This window comes from Achromobacter denitrificans NBRC 15125 (assembly GCF_001571365.1).
GTDB classification, from domain to species: domain Bacteria; phylum Pseudomonadota; class Gammaproteobacteria; order Burkholderiales; family Burkholderiaceae_B; genus Achromobacter; species Achromobacter denitrificans.
The window spans coordinates 1-14,695 of sequence record NZ_BCTQ01000017.1; the positions used below are offsets into that span (position 1 = coordinate 1).

The window sequence follows — 14,695 nt, forward strand, 5'->3', positions numbered from 1 at the left end:
GAACACATTCTTCACCGAATCGGGCGTCTTGCGTTCCAGCACCCGCATCTGCAGGTTATTGATGGTGCCGTACTCGGAGTAGAGCTCGGCCACGTGCTCGGGCGGCACGCGGTAGGTCACCGACACCCGCAGCGACGCCGGCTGCTGGTCGTAGCTGTAGGCTTCCAGCTTCTCGAACACGAAGGTGTGATCGCGCACCGACACCATCATGACGCTGTCGATGAACGGCGTCTTGAAGTCCAGGCCGGGCTCGGAGACGCGCACCAGCTTGCCGTTGCGCAGTACCACGCCGCGCTCGCCCTGGTCCACCTGGAACCACGAGTCGAAGGCCAGGAAGAGAATCAGCAGGAACAGGACAACGGAGATGACCGCAACCTTGATGCTGCGCGGCTTGACGGCGCCTATCGATTTGACGACCTGCATGTCTGTCGGCTTCACTTGGAATCCCTTTCTGATTTTGAACGTTTACGATCCGAGAGCACGGCGGCAATGCCCCGCGCCAGCAAGTAAGCGACGACGGCCGCTCCCACCAAGATCAGGAAATACCTCATCGAGCGTTCCCCCCGGAAAAGAAGCACGGGATTCTATCGCGACTCCGCGCGAGGCCAAATTGTGACGATTATTGCGTTGGCCCGGCCGGCGCAATGGCGCTTGCGTAGAGTTGGCGCTACGCTGGACCTCTCGTTTTTTTCGGGAACGAACACGATGCGTCTCATGATCGCCACCCTCGCCTGTGCCCTCGCGCTCGGCGCGCCCGCGCACGCGGCCCCGCCCGAAGGCAAAGGCAAGCCCGACCACGCCGGCCAGGGCAACGGCAATGGCAATGGCAACGGCAACGGCAAGAACAAGGGCGGCCAGAACGCCAGCTCCGGCACCGGCGTCAGCGTGACGCTCAGCACCGCGGGCATCAGCGTATCGACCGCGCGCGGCTACGCCGAGCAGGCGGGCGCCACCGGCTACGGCGCCCTGCCGCCCGGCATCCGCAAGAACCTGGCCCGCGGCAAGCCGCTGCCGCCGGGCATCGCCAAGAAGATGGTGCCCGGCCCCATGCTGGCGCGCCTGCCCGTGCACCCGGGATACGAATGGCGCGTCGCCGGCAATGACCTGATCCTCGTCGCCATCGCCACCGCCGTCGTGGCCGACGTGCTCGCGGGCGTCTTCGACTAGCAACCCCGGCGCGGGCGCGCAGGCAAAGTTCCTAGCATCAGGCCGCAACCTGTTACGTCCGGATGGCGGGCCCTTCTGCTACCGTTGGCCCAGGAGCCTAGGGCCTGTCAACAGGCCCTCTGGACGGCTACCTCTGGTGTCAACGGGCCCTGGGCCTCTGCGCCGCGGCCCTGGTCCGGCGCCCACGACGGAGACCGCGCATGCCACGACCTTCCGAGTCCGCGCCGCTGATCGGTGTGATCCCTCCTTACATGCTGGACCGGCTGGCGCAACACGCCGATGCCCGGGTCAGCATGCCCGCGGTGAAAACGCTGATCATCGACCAGCAGCAACGCGGGTTGCGTGAAATGGCGGTCCAGCCGCCGCGCGCCAAGCCCGCCCCGGCCGGGAAGGCCGCCCCCGGCGGCCAGCCGCAACGGGCGGTGCACGACGCCGCCAACACGACCACGCTGCCGGGCAAACTGGTGCGCGCCGAGGGCCGCCCCGCCAGCGGCGACGCGGCGGTGGACGAAGCCTACGAATACCTGGGCGCCACCTACAAACTCTTCTGGGAAGTCTACGAACGGCATTCCATCGACGGCCGGGGCCTGCCGCTGGTCGGCACCGTGCATTACGGCGAAGACTACGACAACGCGTTCTGGAACGGCGCGCAAATGGTGTTCGGCGACGGCGACGGCGAAATCTTCAACCGCTTCACGGTCGCGTCCGACATCATCGGCCACGAACTCACGCACGGCGTCATCGATGCCGAGGCCGCGCTGCTGTACCAGGGCCAGTCGGGCGCGCTGAACGAATCCCTGTGCGACGTCTTCGGTTCGCTGGTCAAGCAATACGCCCTGGGCCAGGATGCGCGGCAGGCCGACTGGCTGGTGGGCGCCGGCCTGTTCACCGCCAAGGTGCGCGCCCGCGGGCTGCGTTCCATGGCCGAGCCGGGCAGCGCCTACGACGACCCCGTGCTGGGCAAGGACCCGCAGCCGGCCCACATGGACGGCTACGTCGACACGCCCAGCGACAACGGCGGCGTGCACATCAACTCCGGCATTCCCAACCGCGCCTTCTACCTGGCCGCCACCGCCCTCGACGGCCCCGCCTGGGCCGTCGCCGGCCGCATCTGGTACGACGCGCTGTGCGACGACCGGCTGCGCCACGACGCCGGCTTTTCCCAGTTCGCGGCGCTCACGCTGGAAGCGGCGCAGCGCCAGTCCGCCGCCGCGCGCGGCGCCGTCGCCAAGGCCTGGCAGGCCGTAGGAGTCCGGACATGATCGAATTGCCCTCGCTGGATCTCGCCCTGCTGGTGCGCCTGACCCGCGAAGGCGGCGTGGCCTACCTGCCCGGCCTGGCGCAGCCGCGCAGCATCGACCTCGCCACCTGCCCGCCCGGCTTGCGCCAGGAGGTGTGCGACGCGGTGGCGCGCGCCGCGCCCGCCGCGATCCCGCGCGGCGCGGGGGCCGGCGGCGACCAGCGCTACTTCCACGTGGAGGTGGTGTACGACGGCGCCGACGTGGCCGACGTCAGCTTCGACGTGCCCGAAGCCGACGCGCCCGACACGCTGGTGCGATTGTGGAAGGAACAGGCGCGCCAGGGATGAAGGCCGCGGATGCCGCGATCAGCGCGGCGCCCGCGCCGTCTCCGCGGGCGCGCGGCCCCGGTACTGCCCGATCTGGATGGCGCGGCCCGCGTACAGGCCCGTGACCGCCATCGCCACGCACAGCGCCGCGCACACGCCCAGGGCCACGCCCCACCCGCCCAGCGCATCGTGCAGCGCGCCCATCAACGCGGGCCCGCTCGCCGCGAACAGATAGCCCACGCATTGCGCCATGCCCGACAGCGCCGCCGCCTGCTGCGCATGGCTGGCCCGCAGGCCCACGAACGCCAGGCCGAGGATGATGCCGCCGCCCGTGCCCAGGCCCAGCAGCACGATCCACAGCGTGGCCCAGCCCGGCGCGGCGATCAGGCCGGCCAGCGCCACGAACGAGGCCGCCGCCGAGCAGAACGCGGCCGCGCGCTGGTCCTTCATGCGGCGCACCACCGGGGCCAGGAACAAGGCCGGGCCGGCGGACATCAGCTGCAGCAGCCCGTGCAAGGTGCCGGCGCGTTCGGCCGAATAGCCCGCCTCGCGCAGGATGGCGGGCAGCCAGCTCACGCCCACGTAGAACACGAAGGAATTGATGCCCAGGTACAGCGTCACCTGCCAGGCCAGCGCCGAATGCCACAGGCGGCCGCCGTGGGGCGCGTGCGCGGTGGTGGCGGCGGGCGCCGTGTGGTTGGCCAGTTGCGGCAGCCACAGTAGCGCGCCGGCCAGGGGCACCAGCAGCTGGCAGCCGGTCGAGAAACGCCAGGTCGCGTCGGACAGGTTCGCCAGCGGAATGGCGATGGCCGAGGCCAGCCCGGCCGCCAGGCTCATGGTCAGCACGTAGGCCGAGGTCAGCCCGGCGACGCGCTGCGGAAAATCGCGCTTCAACAGGCTGGGCAGCAACACGTTGCCGATGGCGATGCCCGAGCCGATCACCGCCGTGCCCAGGTACAGGCTCCAGGCCGATCCCAGCGTGCGCGCGGCGATGCCGCCCGCGATCAGGAGCAGCGCGCCGAACAGGGTGCGTTCCAGGCCGTAGCGGCGCGCCAGGCCGGCCGCGAACAAGGACACCACCGCGAAGGCCAGCAGCGGCAAGGTGATCAGCATGCCGGCGGCGGTGGAATTGAGCGCCAGCTGTTCGCGGATCATGCCGATCAGCGGCGGCACGCCCGTGACGGGCGCGCGCAGGGCGGTGGCGATGACGAGTATGCCCGCGATCAGCAGCAAGGGATTGCCGGCGGAACGCCGGGAGGCAGCGGAATGGGAAGTCATGCGTGTGGAGCTCGCGGCTCCCGAAGAATGGACAGCCCCTAGCTTAAGTAAATCCGCCTTTACCGAATTTCGAGACAATGCCAGACTATCCCTAAATTCAGCCAACCTGCCGCCTCATGCACCCTCTGGACGGGACCGCCCCCTTCTTCAACGTCGACGTCGACTCGCATTGGACCTACGCCATGCGTGTCGACGCGGCCGAGAACGACCAGGAATCCCCGCCGCACCGCCACAGCATGGGGCAGCTGGTGCTGGCCCTGCATGGCGGCGTGACCTGCTCGGTGCCCCAGGGGCTGTGGATGGTGCCGCCCCAATGCGGCGTCTGGATTCCTGGCGGAGTGCCGCACAGCAACCGCGTCACGGCAAACGGCCGCGTGTGCTTCCTGTTCGTGCCGCCCGACGCGCCCGGCCTGCCCGAACAGTGCTGCACGCTGGCCATCACCCCGCTGCTGCGGGAGCTGATCGCGCACCTCGCGGACCTGTCCGCGGAAGAGGCCGCCAGCGCCGCCAGCCGCAAGCTGGCGGAAGTGCTGGTGGACCAACTGGCGCGCATGCGGACCGAACGGCTGCACCTGCCCATCCCGGATCATCCCCGGCTGCGCGAGATCGCCGACGCGCTGCGCGCCGACCCCGCCGACCGCAGCACGGTGGCGCAATGGGGCAGGCGCGTGGCGATGAGCGAGCGCACGCTGGCGCGGCTGGTGCGCCAGGAACTGGGCATGAGCTTCGGCCGCTGGCGCCAGCAGATGCACATCATCCAGGCCTTGCAGCGCCTGTCGGCCGGCCTCTCGGTCCAGCGCACGGCCGAGGATCTGGGCTACGAATCCGTCAGCGCCTTCATCACCATGTTCCGCAAGACGCTGGGCAAGACGCCCGCGCGCTACTTCGCGGAAAAGACGGACGCCGCGCCTTGACGGCCGGTCAGCCTTCCCTGGCTCCCGCCACGATGAACAGCCGCGGGAACGGCAGCAGCACCGTGCCGTCCGCGAGCGCCGGATAGGCCTCTTCGATCAGCGCCTGGTAGCGGGCCAGAAAGCCCTGCTGGCCGGCGGCGTCGAGCCGGTCCAGGTACGGCCGCAGGGCCGTGCCCTTGAACCACTCGACCACGGCAGCCGCGCCCGCGAGCGGGTGATGGTAGGTGGTGCGCCAGACGTCCAGCCGGCCGCAATGCGGCTTGAGCAATTCGTAGTACCAGGCCGCGCTGTGCCGCGGCGGATGCTTGAACCCCCCGATGCTGGCGGCCCACGGCGCCTCGCCGGCGACCTGGCGCGCCAGGCGGTGGGCGGGCTCTTCCAGGTTGTCCGGCGTCTGCACCGCGAGGCTGCCGCCGGGCGCCAGCTTGCCGACCAGGCGCGGATACAGCGTTTCGTGGTCCGGCACCCATTGCAGCGAGGCGTTCGCCAGGATCACGTCGTAGGATTCCGGCGGATTCCACGCCGCGATGTCGGCCAGCTCGAACCGCAGTCCGGGCAACCGCTTGCGGGCGGCCTCGATCATGTCCTCGGAATTGTCCATGCCGATCAGCTCGGCGTCCGGATAGCGCGCCGCCAGCACCTCGGTGGAATTGGCCGGGCCGCAGCCCAGGTCCACCGCCAGCCCGACGTTCTCGTTCGGCAGGGCGGCTACCAGGTCGCGCACCGGACGGGTGCGCTCGTTCTCGAAAGCGGAGTACTGCTTGGCGGACCAGCTGGTCATGGCGGTTCCTTGGCGTAGGGATTCGTCAGCACTCTACGCCTGCCCTACCCATACGACAAATCCAAAAGCGAGGAGCCCGCCATATCCAGGAGATATGGCGGACGCCTTCCTGCCCGCTTACTCGGCGGCCAGCTCAGCCTTGCCGCGCTCGGCGCGGGTCTTCCACAGCGAGAACACCACGCCGCCGGCGATCAGGCCGAAGGTGACCGACAGGGACACCACGGCCGGCACCTTGCCGATGATGCCCACCAGGAATATCTTGGTGCCGATGAACACCAGCACCAGGGCCAGCGCGTACTTCAGGTAGTGGAAGCGATGGATCATCGCCGCCAGCGCGAAGTACAGCGCGCGCAGGCCCAGGATGGCGAAGATGTTGCTGGTGTAGACGATGAACGGATCGGTGGTGATCGCGAAGATCGCCGGCACGGAGTCCACCGCGAACAACAGGTCCACGAACTCGATCAGCACCAGCGCCAGCAGCAGCGGCGTGGCGAAACGCACGGTCTTGGAGGTGGCGGGATCCTTTTCCCGCACCCAGAATGCATTGCCGCGCAGGCCTTCCGTCACCCGCATGTGGCGCTTCAGGAACTTGAGGATGGGGTTGGACGCGATGTCGGGCGTCTGGTCCGCGATCATCCACATCTTGATGCCCGTGAACACGAGGAACGCGCCGAACACGTACAGCAGCCAGCCGAAATTGCTGACCAGCGCGGCGCCCAGGCCGATCATGGTGGCGCGCAGCACGATCACGCCGAGGATGCCCCAGAACAGCACGCGGTGCTGGTACTGGCGCGGAATCGCGAAGAAACTGAAGATCAGCGCGATCACGAAGACGTTGTCCATCGACAGCGACTTCTCGATCATGAAGCCGGTGTAGTACGCCATGCCGCTGGCCGCGCCCATCTGCCACCAGACCCACGCGCCGAAGAGCAGCGCGGCGCTGATGTATCCCGCGGAAAGCAGCAGGCTTTCGCGCACGCCGATCTCGCGGTCTTCCTTGTGCAGCACGCCCAGGTCGAAGGCCAGCAGCGACACGACGATGCCGAGAAAGAGCATCCAGCTCCAGGTGGGGGTGCCGAGGAAATCGGCAGCCAGAAGGGTCGATAAAGTTTCCATGATGTCCCGCTCTTGTTCGAAGGCCCTCATGATCCGGATCGAGCGCTGATGTAAAAATCAGCCTGAAATTGAGTTAAGGTTCGAAAAAACCGAAGTGAGCCGCCCATGCTGAACTACCGACATCTCTATTACTTCTGGATGGTCGCCAAGGAAGGCGGCTTCTCGCGCGCCGCCGAACGGCTGGACATGGCCATCCAGACCATCAGCGCGCAGGTGCGCGAACTGGAGAAGAACCTGGGCCACCAGCTGCTCAAGCCGGCGGGCCGGGGCGTGGCCTTGACCGACGCCGGCGAGGCCGCGTTCGCCCGCGCCGAGGAGATCTTCCAGATCGGCCACGCGTTGCCCCAGGAGGTCCGCGCGGCCGCCACCAAGCCCGTCATCCGGCTCGCGGTGGGAATGTCCGACGGCATTTCGAAACTGGCCGCGCACGCCCTGCTCGGACCCGTGCTGCACACCCCCGACCTGCGCCTGACCTGCCACGAAGGCGAAGTCCAGGAACTGCTGGGCGAACTGGCCCAGCACCACCTGGACCTGGTGCTGACTGGCCAGGGCGCGCCCGCCAACCCCAACCTGCGCCTCACCAGCGACCGCCTGGTCTCGTCCCCGGTGGATTGGTACGGCCCGGCCAAGTGGGTCCGCAAGGCCGACACGCTGGATTTCCCGCGCTGCCTGGAACGCCTGCCCGTGCTGCTGCCGACCGGGCATTCGGTGCTGCGCCAGACGCTGGACCGCTGGTTCAACGAGCAGGGCGTCTACCCCAACGTGGTGGGGGAATTCGAAGACAGCGCGCTCATGTCGGTATTCGCCGCCCGCGGCCTGGGCGTGTTCCCGCTGAGCCGGCTGGGCGGCGGCGACATCGGCCTGCTGCGCGGCCTGCGCCTCCTGGCCCGCTGCGACGACGTGCACGAGGAAATCCACGCGATCCGAAACCGCCGCGGGCAGCATCATCCGCTCGTGCAGGCGGTGCTCACGCATGCGAAGACTTCGGTTTTTTCTTAATGTTTGTCACACCCGCTCTGGTTTTTCGGAAATAGAATCCGTTTTATCGTGGCCTTCCCTTGAAATATCGGAGTACCACTTCAATGAAGAAAATCATCTGGCTCGCTTTCGCCGTGCTTGCCGCACTCTGGACCGGGCTGGTGGCGTTGACGCTGCAATTGACCGATTGGGTGCTGGCCTCGGTCGCCACGGCGCAGGTGCCGGGCGCCGCGCTCGACGCCTCCCAATGGGTGGCGCCGGCCTGGGCCGCGGCCTGGATCGACCCCGCCTGGCTGCAGAGCCTGCAGTCCGGCCTGGTCTGGGCCGCGCAAGGCCTGAACCAGGTGCTGCCGATGGCCGGCAGCCTGGGCACCCTGATCGCGGTGGTCGGCTGGGTCTTCTGGGGCTTCATCATGGCCGGCCTGCTGGTGCTGGCGCTGATCCTCCACTGGCTGGCGGGCAAGCGCGAGCAAGCCGCGGGGCCCGGCCGCCAAGTGGTGTAATAGGGCAGGCAACGGGCCGCCCGGCGCGCTGCCCCAACAGGAGCCCCCGCCGTGTCCGCCCTTGCCCGTCCCCATGCCCTGTCCTTCCTCCTGGCAGCCCTGTGCGCCGCCATGGCGAACGCGCAAGCCTCGCCCGCCTATGGCGTCGAGGTCTGCACGGTGACGGGCACATCGGGGGAATACAGCGTGCGGGTGCGCAACGCGGGGTCCGCGCCGCTGGCCCGCGCGGAGATCGCCGGCGTCCGCCTGGATGCCGCCGGCCAGGCGGGCGAGCCGCTCGCCGCGACGCTGCGCGACATCCCTCCCGGCAAGTACAAGACCGCCGTGCTGGGGCGCCACGGGGATTCCGTCGCCCTGGTCAGCATCGCGACCTACGTGTCCGTCCAGGGCGCCGAAACCCGGCAGGAAGACCTGTATGCGGGCAAGGTGGCGCACGTCTCGCCCGGCTCGGCCCTGCCCTACACGCTGGCGCCGCTGGCCACGCGCGGCTGGACGGTCGCCTACGGCTCGAAGACCGGCCCGAAGCTGGAGGCCGGCAGCGCGGTGCTGCTGAGCTACCCGGCGCGCCCGGGCAAGAAACCGGACGCCACCCGGCCCGAGGCCGGCCGCGCGCCGGCCGATGTCGTGCCGCTCGCGCCCTGCCGCGGAACGGCGGGCAAGCGGTCCTGAAACGCGTTCAGGCGCCGTGCAGCAGATCGCGTTCGTTCAGCAGCGCATAGACGATTTCGGGACGGCTGTCGAAACTGCGGCGAATGGCCGCGGGGATGGCGGCGCGCGTCTTGCGGCACAGCCCGGGCTGCTCGTCGAGCTGGATGGAAATGCCGCGCGAGGTGCGCACCTCGTTGTCGCTGGGCGTGATCGTGATCACGATGCCCAACTGCACCTGGATGCGGCCCTGCATGGCCCTCAGATCGTCCAGGCTGGCAAGGTTCTCCAGCCTGGCGACCAGGCGCCGCTCCTCTTCCCGGGTCAGCCGCAGGACGCGCAGGTCCGCGACCGGATCGGCCAGCAGCCGCTCGCGGTCGCACACACAGGCGCCCGGCGGGCATTCTTGGCGTATGGGAAACGGAAGGTTCATGGCGCGGGCGCGCTCCGATCAGTCTGGCTTCTCCTGGAATTCTACCCATGAACGTCCGCGCGCCCTGCCGCGCGCGCCCCTCGTAAACCCGCAAGCCGCTGCGGCATAATGCCCGGCATGCCCCCTCCCGCGAAGGACGCGCCGTGAAAGGACTACTGCTTGGAGCCGCGCTGGCCGCGCTCGGCCTGAACGCCCAGGCGCGCGACTACGCCTACGCCATCGCCCCCGGCCTGCCCGCGGTCGTGACCGTGGCCGAGCCGCCGGAATCTCGCCTGAGCGCGCGCGTGGGCGGCGGCGCGGAACAATCGCTCGGGCAGCTCGGCGACGAGGAAGTCGACCAGTTCCAGGCGGTGGATGTCGACCGCGACGGCTACCAGGACTTCGTCGTCGGCCAGAGCGGCAGCGGCGCCCAGCTCATCGCCCGCATTTTCCTGTACCGCCCCCAGGACGGCAGCTTCCGCGAACTGGCGCACCCGGGCGGCGCGGCCAGCCCCTGCCGGGGCTTCGTCAACCCGGTGTTTCACGATGCCCGGCCCGCCTTCTCGGTCGCCTGCCGCTATAGCGCGACCGACTACGGTTTCGAGGACTACACCGTATGCGCGGACGGCACCTTGCGGGCGACCGCCTGGTCCCGGCGCAGCGGAGACTCGCAGACTCGCCTGCGCCTGCCGGCCCAGCAGAGCGGCCGCTGTTCTCCCGCGCCGAAGCGGTAGCGACGCCACGGCGTGGCTGAAGCCTGCGGCGGCCGCTATAGTGATGCTCTCGCCTCCAACCGCCGTCTCCAAGGATTCTTCCGCCGTGCTGATTTTCCACAACCCCGTCCACCAGAAACATGCCGGCCGGCAGGAGATGTTCCGCGGCAAGCTGGTGCCCTGCCACGAAACGCCGGCGCGCCTGGAATACGTGCTGGACGCCCTTCGCGAGCGCGGCATCGGCGCGCTGCGCGTCCCGGCGGCGGCCGACCTGGACCTGATCAAGCGCGTGCATGCGCCGCGCTACGTGGACTTCCTGGCCGGCGCCTGGCAGGAATGGGTGGCGCTGGATCCGGCCAACGCCGAACTCGACGTGCTGCCGTCGATCTGGCCGGTGCGCGGCTTCCGCCACGATATCGAGCCCACCAATTTCGCCGCGCGCGTCGGCCTGTTCTCGTTCGATAGCGGCTGTCCGTTGACGGCCGGCACCTGGGAAGCCGCGCTGGCCGGCGCCGCCTGCGCCGTCGACGCGGCGCGCGCGGTCTCGGCCGCGGGCGGCCGCCAGGCCGCCATGGCGCTGACGCGCCCGCCGGGCCATCATGCCGGGCCCGATTTCTTCGGCGGCTACTGCTTCCTGAACAACGCCGCGCTGGCCGCCCAGGCGCTGCGCGAGGCCGGCGCCGCGCGCGTCGCCATCCTGGACGTCGACTACCACCACGGCAACGGCACGCAGAGCATCTTCTACGAGCGCGGCGACGTGCTGACGGTGTCCGTGCACGGCGACCCGACCACCGAGTATCCCTTCTACCTGGGCTACGCCGACGAGCGCGGCCAGGGCGAGGGAGCAGGATTCAACCTGAACCTGCCCCTGCCCGTCGGCACCGGCTTCGCCGACTGGACCCGCGCCCTGGAACAGGGCCTGGCCGCCGTCCGCGCCTTCAAGGCGGACGCGGTCGTGGTGGCCCTGGGCGTGGACACCTACGAGGGCGACCCGATCTCCCGCTTCAAGCTCAAGAGCGCCGACTACCTCCAGGTGGGCCGCCTGCTGGCGGGCCTGGGCCTGCCGGCCGTCTTCACCATGGAAGGCGGCTACGCGGTGGCCGACGTGGGCATCAACGTAGCGAACGTGCTGGACGGCTACGCCGGCTGAGCCGACGCCCGCATCCGCTCCCACAGCGCCTCCACGGAGGCGCGCGTATCGGCCCGGTCCTTGAACGCCAGGATGGACACCTCGATGTCCCAGCCCCGGTTGGGCAGGGGCGCGAGGTCCGCCTGCGCCAGGCGCTGCAGCGCGCTGTCGGCGAGCCAGGCAACGCCCAGTTCCTGCGCCGCCATGTCGCCCAGCACGTCCGACATCTCCGCCTCGAACACGCGCACGCCGTGCAGCGGCTCGGCCGCCGCTTCGATCGCGGCATCGATCAGCCGGGCGAAATACACATTGGCCGAATACATCAGCAACGGCACGGGCCTGGCCGCGGTGCCGGGCAGGTCCAGCCCGGCGCGCTCGATCAGGGCGCGCGCGGCATACGGCCGTATCAGCTCGCGGCCCAGCGTCAGGCAGTCGTAGCGGGCGGGGTCCAGCGGCAGCGGCTGCGCGACCTGATGGAAGCAGATGAGGAAATCCGCCGTGCCCGAAGTGAACGCCGAGACCGTGTCGTGCACGTTGCCGGTCTGCAGGCTGCAGCTCAGCACCCGGCCCTCGCTCCAGGCGCGCCACCATTTCGGCAGATGCGTGGTGGCCAGCGCGTAGGACGTCGCCAGCCGCAGCTGGTTCTGCGCCGGCACGCCCGCGATGCCGGCGCGCGCCTCGGCCAGCTGGTTGACCAGCTCGATGGCGGCATCGCGAAAGCGTTCGCCGGCCTCGGTGAGCTGGGTGGGAAAGGCCGAGCGGTCGATCAGGCGCGCCCCGACCCAGTTCTCCAGGCTCTGGATGCGGCGGCTGAACGCGGCCTGCGACAGATTGCGCGCCTCCGCGGCGCGCGTGAAATTCCGCACTTCCGAAAGCGTGATGAAGTCCTGCAGCCACCGGGTATCCATGGGGTTCCTTGCGCGTTGCGCATCGGCCATGCGCGCGACGCATCGCCATGCATGTTTACTTCGCATTGGACGGTCGGCGCGCCCTGCCGGACACTGCCTCCGTCGGTTCCGCATTGGAGCCCACACGCCACGGAGTGTAAACATGGAAAAAACCCTGCGCGACGCCGCCCGCGAGTATCTCGTCCGCTACGGCGGCGACACCTTCCCGAACCTGTTCACCTCGGCCAAGGGCACCATCGTGCGCGACGATACGGGGCGCGAGATCCTGGACTTCACCTCCGGCCAGATGTGCGCCACCGTCGGCCACAACCACCCCGCCATCGTCGCCGCCGTGCACCGCGCCGGCGAAACCGCCTTCCATTTCTTCAGCGGGATGATCCCCGAAACCGTGGCCCAGCTGGCCGCCACGATGGCGCGCGACTGGATGCCCGCCGGCCTGGCCAAGTCCATCTTCGTCAACACGGGCTCGGAGAGCAACGAAATCGCCTTGCGCATGGCGAAGATGCACAAAAGCGGCTTCGAGATCCTGGCCATCGGCGGATCCTGGCACGGCGTGACCAGCGGCGCCGGCTCGGTGTCGTACGCCAGCGACCGCAAGGGCTACGGCGTGCCGCCCGCCGGCGTATTCGTCATGCCGGAGCCGAACGCCTACCGCCCCTACATCGCGGGCATGGACGCGGAGCAGTCAGCGCTGGCCTGCCTGGAGATCGGCCTGAAGATGTTCGACATGGCCTCCGCGGGCCGCCCCGCCGCCATCATCGTCGAACCCGTCATCAGCGCCGGCGGAGTGCTGGTTCCGCCCAAGTCGTATATGCAGGCGCTGCGCCAGGCCGCCGACGCGCGCGGCATGCTGTTGATCTTCGACGAAGCGCAGACCGCGTTCGGGCGCATCGGCTACCGCAGCGGATCGGAGTATTTCGGCATCACGCCGGACATCATGAGCGTGTCCAAGACGCTGGGCGGCGGCCTGCCGCTGGCCGCCACCATCACCACCCCCGCCATCGAGCAGGACGTGCACGAGAAGGGCTTCACGTTCTACACCAGCCACGTGTCGGACCCCCTGCCCGCCACCGTGGGCCTGGCCGTGCTCGAAACCATCGAGCGCGAGCGCCTGATCGAACGCGCCCGCACGCAGGGCGACTATCTGCGCCGCGGCCTGCTGGAATTGCAGCAGCGCCATGAAGCCATCGGCGACGTGCGCGGCCTGGGCCTGCTGCTGGGCGTGGAACTGGTGCGGGACCGCGACACGCGCCAGCCCTTCCACGAGCTGGGGGCCCTGACCACGCAACGCTGCTTCGAGCTGGGCCTGTCGATGAACATCCGCCGCCGCCCGGAACGCGGCTCGGTCTGGCGGATCGCGCCGCCGCTGACCGTCAGCAACGCGGAGATCGACCGCGCCATCTCGATCCTGGACCAGGCGCTGACCGAGAGCCTGGACAAAGTGTCGAAGCCGGCGGCCCGCGCCGCCTGACGCCCCACCCCGCCCACCCATCCGGCGCCGGGCCCGCTCCGGCAAGGAGAACGACATGCCGCTACGCAAACTTGCCGCCTGCGCCCTGGCGCTGGCGGCCGTGTCCAGCCAGGCCCACGCCGGGCCCACGCTGGACACCGTCAAGAAACGGGGGTACGTGCAATGCGGCGTATCCACCGGCATCCAGGGCTTTTCCGCGCCCGACGGCAAGGGCGTCTGGCGCGGGCTGGACGTGGACATGTGCCGCGCCATCGCGGCCGCCGTGTTCAACGACGCGACCAGGTTCCGCCTGACGCCGCTCACGACCCAGGCGCGCTTCACCGCGCTGCAGTCCGGCGAGGTCGACGTGCTGACCCGCAACGTCACGCCCACGATGGCGCGCGACACCACGCTGGGCCTGCTGAGCGTGGCGGTCAATTTCTACGACAGCCAGGGCGTGATGGTCTCGCGCAAGCTGGGAATCAAGGCGTTGAAGGAACTGGACGGCGCCACCATCTGCGTGCAGCCGGGCACCGTGACCGAGCTGGACCTGGCCGACTGGTTCCGCTCGCGCTCGCTGCGCTTCAAGCCGGTGGTGATCGAGAAATTCGACGAGATCGTGCGGGCCTTCTCGGCCGGACGCTGCGACGCCTTCACGTCCGACAAGTCGCAGCTGGCCGCCACGCGCATGACGCTGGAAGACCCCGACGGCTACGAGATCCTGCAAGAGAACATTTCCAAGAGCCCGCTGGGCCCCATGGTGCGCCAGGGCGACGACAACTGGATCAACGTCGTGCGCTGGTCGTTCTACGCCATGCTGGAGGCGGAAGAGTTCGGCATCTCGTCGGCGAACGTGGACGCGCAGTTGCAGGCCAACAATCCCAACGTGCAGCGCATCCTGGGCGTCACGCCCGGCATGGGCCGCAACATGGGCGTGGACGACAAGTGGGCGTACCACATCGTCAAACAGGTGGGAAACTACGGCGAGAGCTATGAGCGCAACCTCGGCATGTCCAGCCCGATGAAGCTGCCGCGCGCGCTCAACGCGCAGTGGCGCGACGGCGGACTGATGTACGGCTGGCCGGTACGCTAGCCGGCCGCGATGCCCGGGCCGCGCCCGCGGAGATTCCGCCG

The 14,695-nt window shown here is 69.3% G+C and carries 17 protein-coding genes; 11 read left to right on the forward strand and 6 right to left on the reverse strand.

Features of this window, described 5'->3' with window-relative positions:
* Positions 1 to 423 (reverse strand): SPFH domain-containing protein (locus ADE01S_RS15435; protein ID WP_255220864.1); only part of this gene is annotated, 423 nt, incomplete at its 3' end.
* A gap of 282 nt (positions 424 to 705) precedes the next feature.
* On the opposite strand from ADE01S_RS15435, the gene ADE01S_RS15440 reads away from it, so the two are divergent.
* From ADE01S_RS15440 to ADE01S_RS15450, 3 genes are all read left to right on the forward strand, one after another.
* Positions 706 to 1,167: an anti-virulence regulator CigR family protein gene (locus ADE01S_RS15440; RefSeq protein WP_062682611.1), complete on the forward strand. Its 462-nt coding sequence runs from the start codon at positions 706 to 708 to the stop codon at positions 1,165 to 1,167.
* 200 nt (positions 1,168 to 1,367) lie between these two features.
* A complete protein-coding gene (locus ADE01S_RS15445) occupies positions 1,368 to 2,429 on the forward strand; it encodes a M4 family metallopeptidase (protein WP_062682612.1) in 1,062 nt (353 codons plus the stop codon).
* Complete coding sequence (locus ADE01S_RS15450; protein WP_062682613.1) at positions 2,426 to 2,755, forward strand: protealysin inhibitor emfourin; 330 nt, start codon at positions 2,426 to 2,428, stop codon at positions 2,753 to 2,755. The genes ADE01S_RS15445 and ADE01S_RS15450 overlap by 4 nt, the downstream gene beginning before the upstream one ends.
* Positions 2,756 to 2,773: 18 nt before the next feature.
* On the opposite strand, the gene ADE01S_RS15455 is transcribed toward ADE01S_RS15450, so the two are convergent.
* A complete protein-coding gene (locus ADE01S_RS15455) occupies positions 2,774 to 4,012 on the reverse strand; it encodes an MFS transporter (protein WP_062682614.1) in 1,239 nt (412 codons plus the stop codon).
* Between the two features lie 116 nt (positions 4,013 to 4,128).
* On the opposite strand from ADE01S_RS15455, the gene ADE01S_RS15460 reads away from it, so the two are divergent.
* On the forward strand, positions 4,129 to 4,926 hold the full coding sequence (locus ADE01S_RS15460; protein ID WP_062682615.1) for an AraC family transcriptional regulator: 798 nt from the start codon (positions 4,129 to 4,131) through the stop codon (positions 4,924 to 4,926).
* 7 nt (positions 4,927 to 4,933) lie between these two features.
* On the opposite strand, the gene tam is transcribed toward ADE01S_RS15460, so the two are convergent.
* On the reverse strand, positions 4,934 to 5,707 hold the full coding sequence (gene tam, locus ADE01S_RS15465; RefSeq protein ID WP_062682616.1) for a trans-aconitate 2-methyltransferase: 774 nt from the start codon (positions 5,705 to 5,707) through the stop codon (positions 4,934 to 4,936).
* Between the two features lie 117 nt (positions 5,708 to 5,824).
* Positions 5,825 to 6,823 carry a TerC family protein gene (locus ADE01S_RS15470; RefSeq protein ID WP_062682721.1) on the reverse strand — a complete coding sequence of 333 codons (999 nt, stop codon included), beginning with the start codon at positions 6,821 to 6,823 and terminating at the stop codon, positions 5,825 to 5,827.
* 105 nt (positions 6,824 to 6,928) lie between these two features.
* Between ADE01S_RS15470 and ADE01S_RS15475 the strand changes: the two genes are divergently transcribed.
* The 3 genes from ADE01S_RS15475 to ADE01S_RS15485 all read left to right on the forward strand — a co-directional run bounded on the left by ADE01S_RS15475 (position 6,929) and on the right by ADE01S_RS15485 (position 8,973).
* Positions 6,929 to 7,822, forward strand: coding sequence for a LysR family transcriptional regulator (locus ADE01S_RS15475; RefSeq protein WP_062682617.1), 894 nt, complete (start codon positions 6,929 to 6,931; stop codon positions 7,820 to 7,822).
* An 83-nt stretch (positions 7,823 to 7,905) separates the two neighbouring features.
* Positions 7,906 to 8,304 (forward strand): hypothetical protein, encoded by a 399-nt coding sequence (locus tag ADE01S_RS15480; RefSeq protein WP_062682618.1) that lies wholly within the window; start codon positions 7,906 to 7,908, stop codon positions 8,302 to 8,304.
* 51 nt (positions 8,305 to 8,355) lie between these two features.
* Positions 8,356 to 8,973: a hypothetical protein gene (locus ADE01S_RS15485; protein WP_305954970.1), complete on the forward strand. Its 618-nt coding sequence runs from the start codon at positions 8,356 to 8,358 to the stop codon at positions 8,971 to 8,973.
* A gap of 7 nt (positions 8,974 to 8,980) precedes the next feature.
* On the opposite strand, the gene ADE01S_RS15490 is transcribed toward ADE01S_RS15485, so the two are convergent.
* A complete protein-coding gene (locus ADE01S_RS15490) occupies positions 8,981 to 9,382 on the reverse strand; it encodes a hypothetical protein (RefSeq protein ID WP_062682619.1) in 402 nt (133 codons plus the stop codon).
* 143 nt (positions 9,383 to 9,525) lie between these two features.
* Here ADE01S_RS15490 and ADE01S_RS15495 point away from each other — a divergent pair, with 143 nt between their 5' ends.
* Positions 9,526 to 10,095: a hypothetical protein gene (locus tag ADE01S_RS15495; RefSeq protein WP_062682620.1), complete on the forward strand. Its 570-nt coding sequence runs from the start codon at positions 9,526 to 9,528 to the stop codon at positions 10,093 to 10,095.
* 85 nt (positions 10,096 to 10,180) lie between these two features.
* On the forward strand, positions 10,181 to 11,224 hold the full coding sequence (locus tag ADE01S_RS15500; RefSeq protein ID WP_062682621.1) for a histone deacetylase family protein: 1,044 nt from the start codon (positions 10,181 to 10,183) through the stop codon (positions 11,222 to 11,224).
* Here ADE01S_RS15500 and ADE01S_RS15505 read toward each other — a convergent pair.
* Complete coding sequence (locus ADE01S_RS15505) at positions 11,212 to 12,111, reverse strand: LysR family transcriptional regulator (protein ID WP_062682622.1); 900 nt, start codon at positions 12,109 to 12,111, stop codon at positions 11,212 to 11,214. The two genes, ADE01S_RS15500 and ADE01S_RS15505, sit on opposite strands and share 13 nt — an antisense overlap.
* Positions 12,112 to 12,253: 142 nt before the next feature.
* On the opposite strand from ADE01S_RS15505, the gene ADE01S_RS15510 reads away from it, so the two are divergent.
* Positions 12,254 to 13,582: an aspartate aminotransferase family protein gene (locus ADE01S_RS15510; protein WP_062682623.1), complete on the forward strand. Its 1,329-nt coding sequence runs from the start codon at positions 12,254 to 12,256 to the stop codon at positions 13,580 to 13,582.
* Between the two features lie 55 nt (positions 13,583 to 13,637).
* A complete protein-coding gene (locus ADE01S_RS15515; protein ID WP_062682624.1) occupies positions 13,638 to 14,654 on the forward strand; it encodes an amino acid ABC transporter substrate-binding protein in 1,017 nt (338 codons plus the stop codon).
* Positions 14,655 to 14,695 lie beyond the last annotated feature (41 nt).

Coding starts and splice junctions, on each gene's coding strand:
- ADE01S_RS15510 (WP_062682623.1), top strand. CDS start 12,254: ATGGAAAAAACCCTGCGCGACGCCGCCCGCGAGTATCTCGTCCGCTAC.
- ADE01S_RS15440 (WP_062682611.1), top strand. CDS start 706: ATGCGTCTCATGATCGCCACCCTCGCCTGTGCCCTCGCGCTCGGCGCG.
- tam (WP_062682616.1), bottom strand. CDS start 5,707: ATGACCAGCTGGTCCGCCAAGCAGTACTCCGCTTTCGAGAACGAGCGC.
- ADE01S_RS15450 (WP_062682613.1), top strand. CDS start 2,426: ATGATCGAATTGCCCTCGCTGGATCTCGCCCTGCTGGTGCGCCTGACC.
- ADE01S_RS15505 (WP_062682622.1), bottom strand. CDS start 12,111: ATGGATACCCGGTGGCTGCAGGACTTCATCACGCTTTCGGAAGTGCGG.
- ADE01S_RS15455 (WP_062682614.1), bottom strand. CDS start 4,012: ATGACTTCCCATTCCGCTGCCTCCCGGCGTTCCGCCGGCAATCCCTTG.
- ADE01S_RS15445 (WP_062682612.1), top strand. CDS start 1,368: ATGCCACGACCTTCCGAGTCCGCGCCGCTGATCGGTGTGATCCCTCCT.
- ADE01S_RS15515 (WP_062682624.1), top strand. CDS start 13,638: ATGCCGCTACGCAAACTTGCCGCCTGCGCCCTGGCGCTGGCGGCCGTG.
- ADE01S_RS15480 (WP_062682618.1), top strand. CDS start 7,906: ATGAAGAAAATCATCTGGCTCGCTTTCGCCGTGCTTGCCGCACTCTGG.
- ADE01S_RS15470 (WP_062682721.1), bottom strand. CDS start 6,823: ATGGAAACTTTATCGACCCTTCTGGCTGCCGATTTCCTCGGCACCCCC.
- ADE01S_RS15475 (WP_062682617.1), top strand. CDS start 6,929: ATGCTGAACTACCGACATCTCTATTACTTCTGGATGGTCGCCAAGGAA.
- ADE01S_RS15490 (WP_062682619.1), bottom strand. CDS start 9,382: ATGAACCTTCCGTTTCCCATACGCCAAGAATGCCCGCCGGGCGCCTGT.
- ADE01S_RS15460 (WP_062682615.1), top strand. CDS start 4,129: ATGCACCCTCTGGACGGGACCGCCCCCTTCTTCAACGTCGACGTCGAC.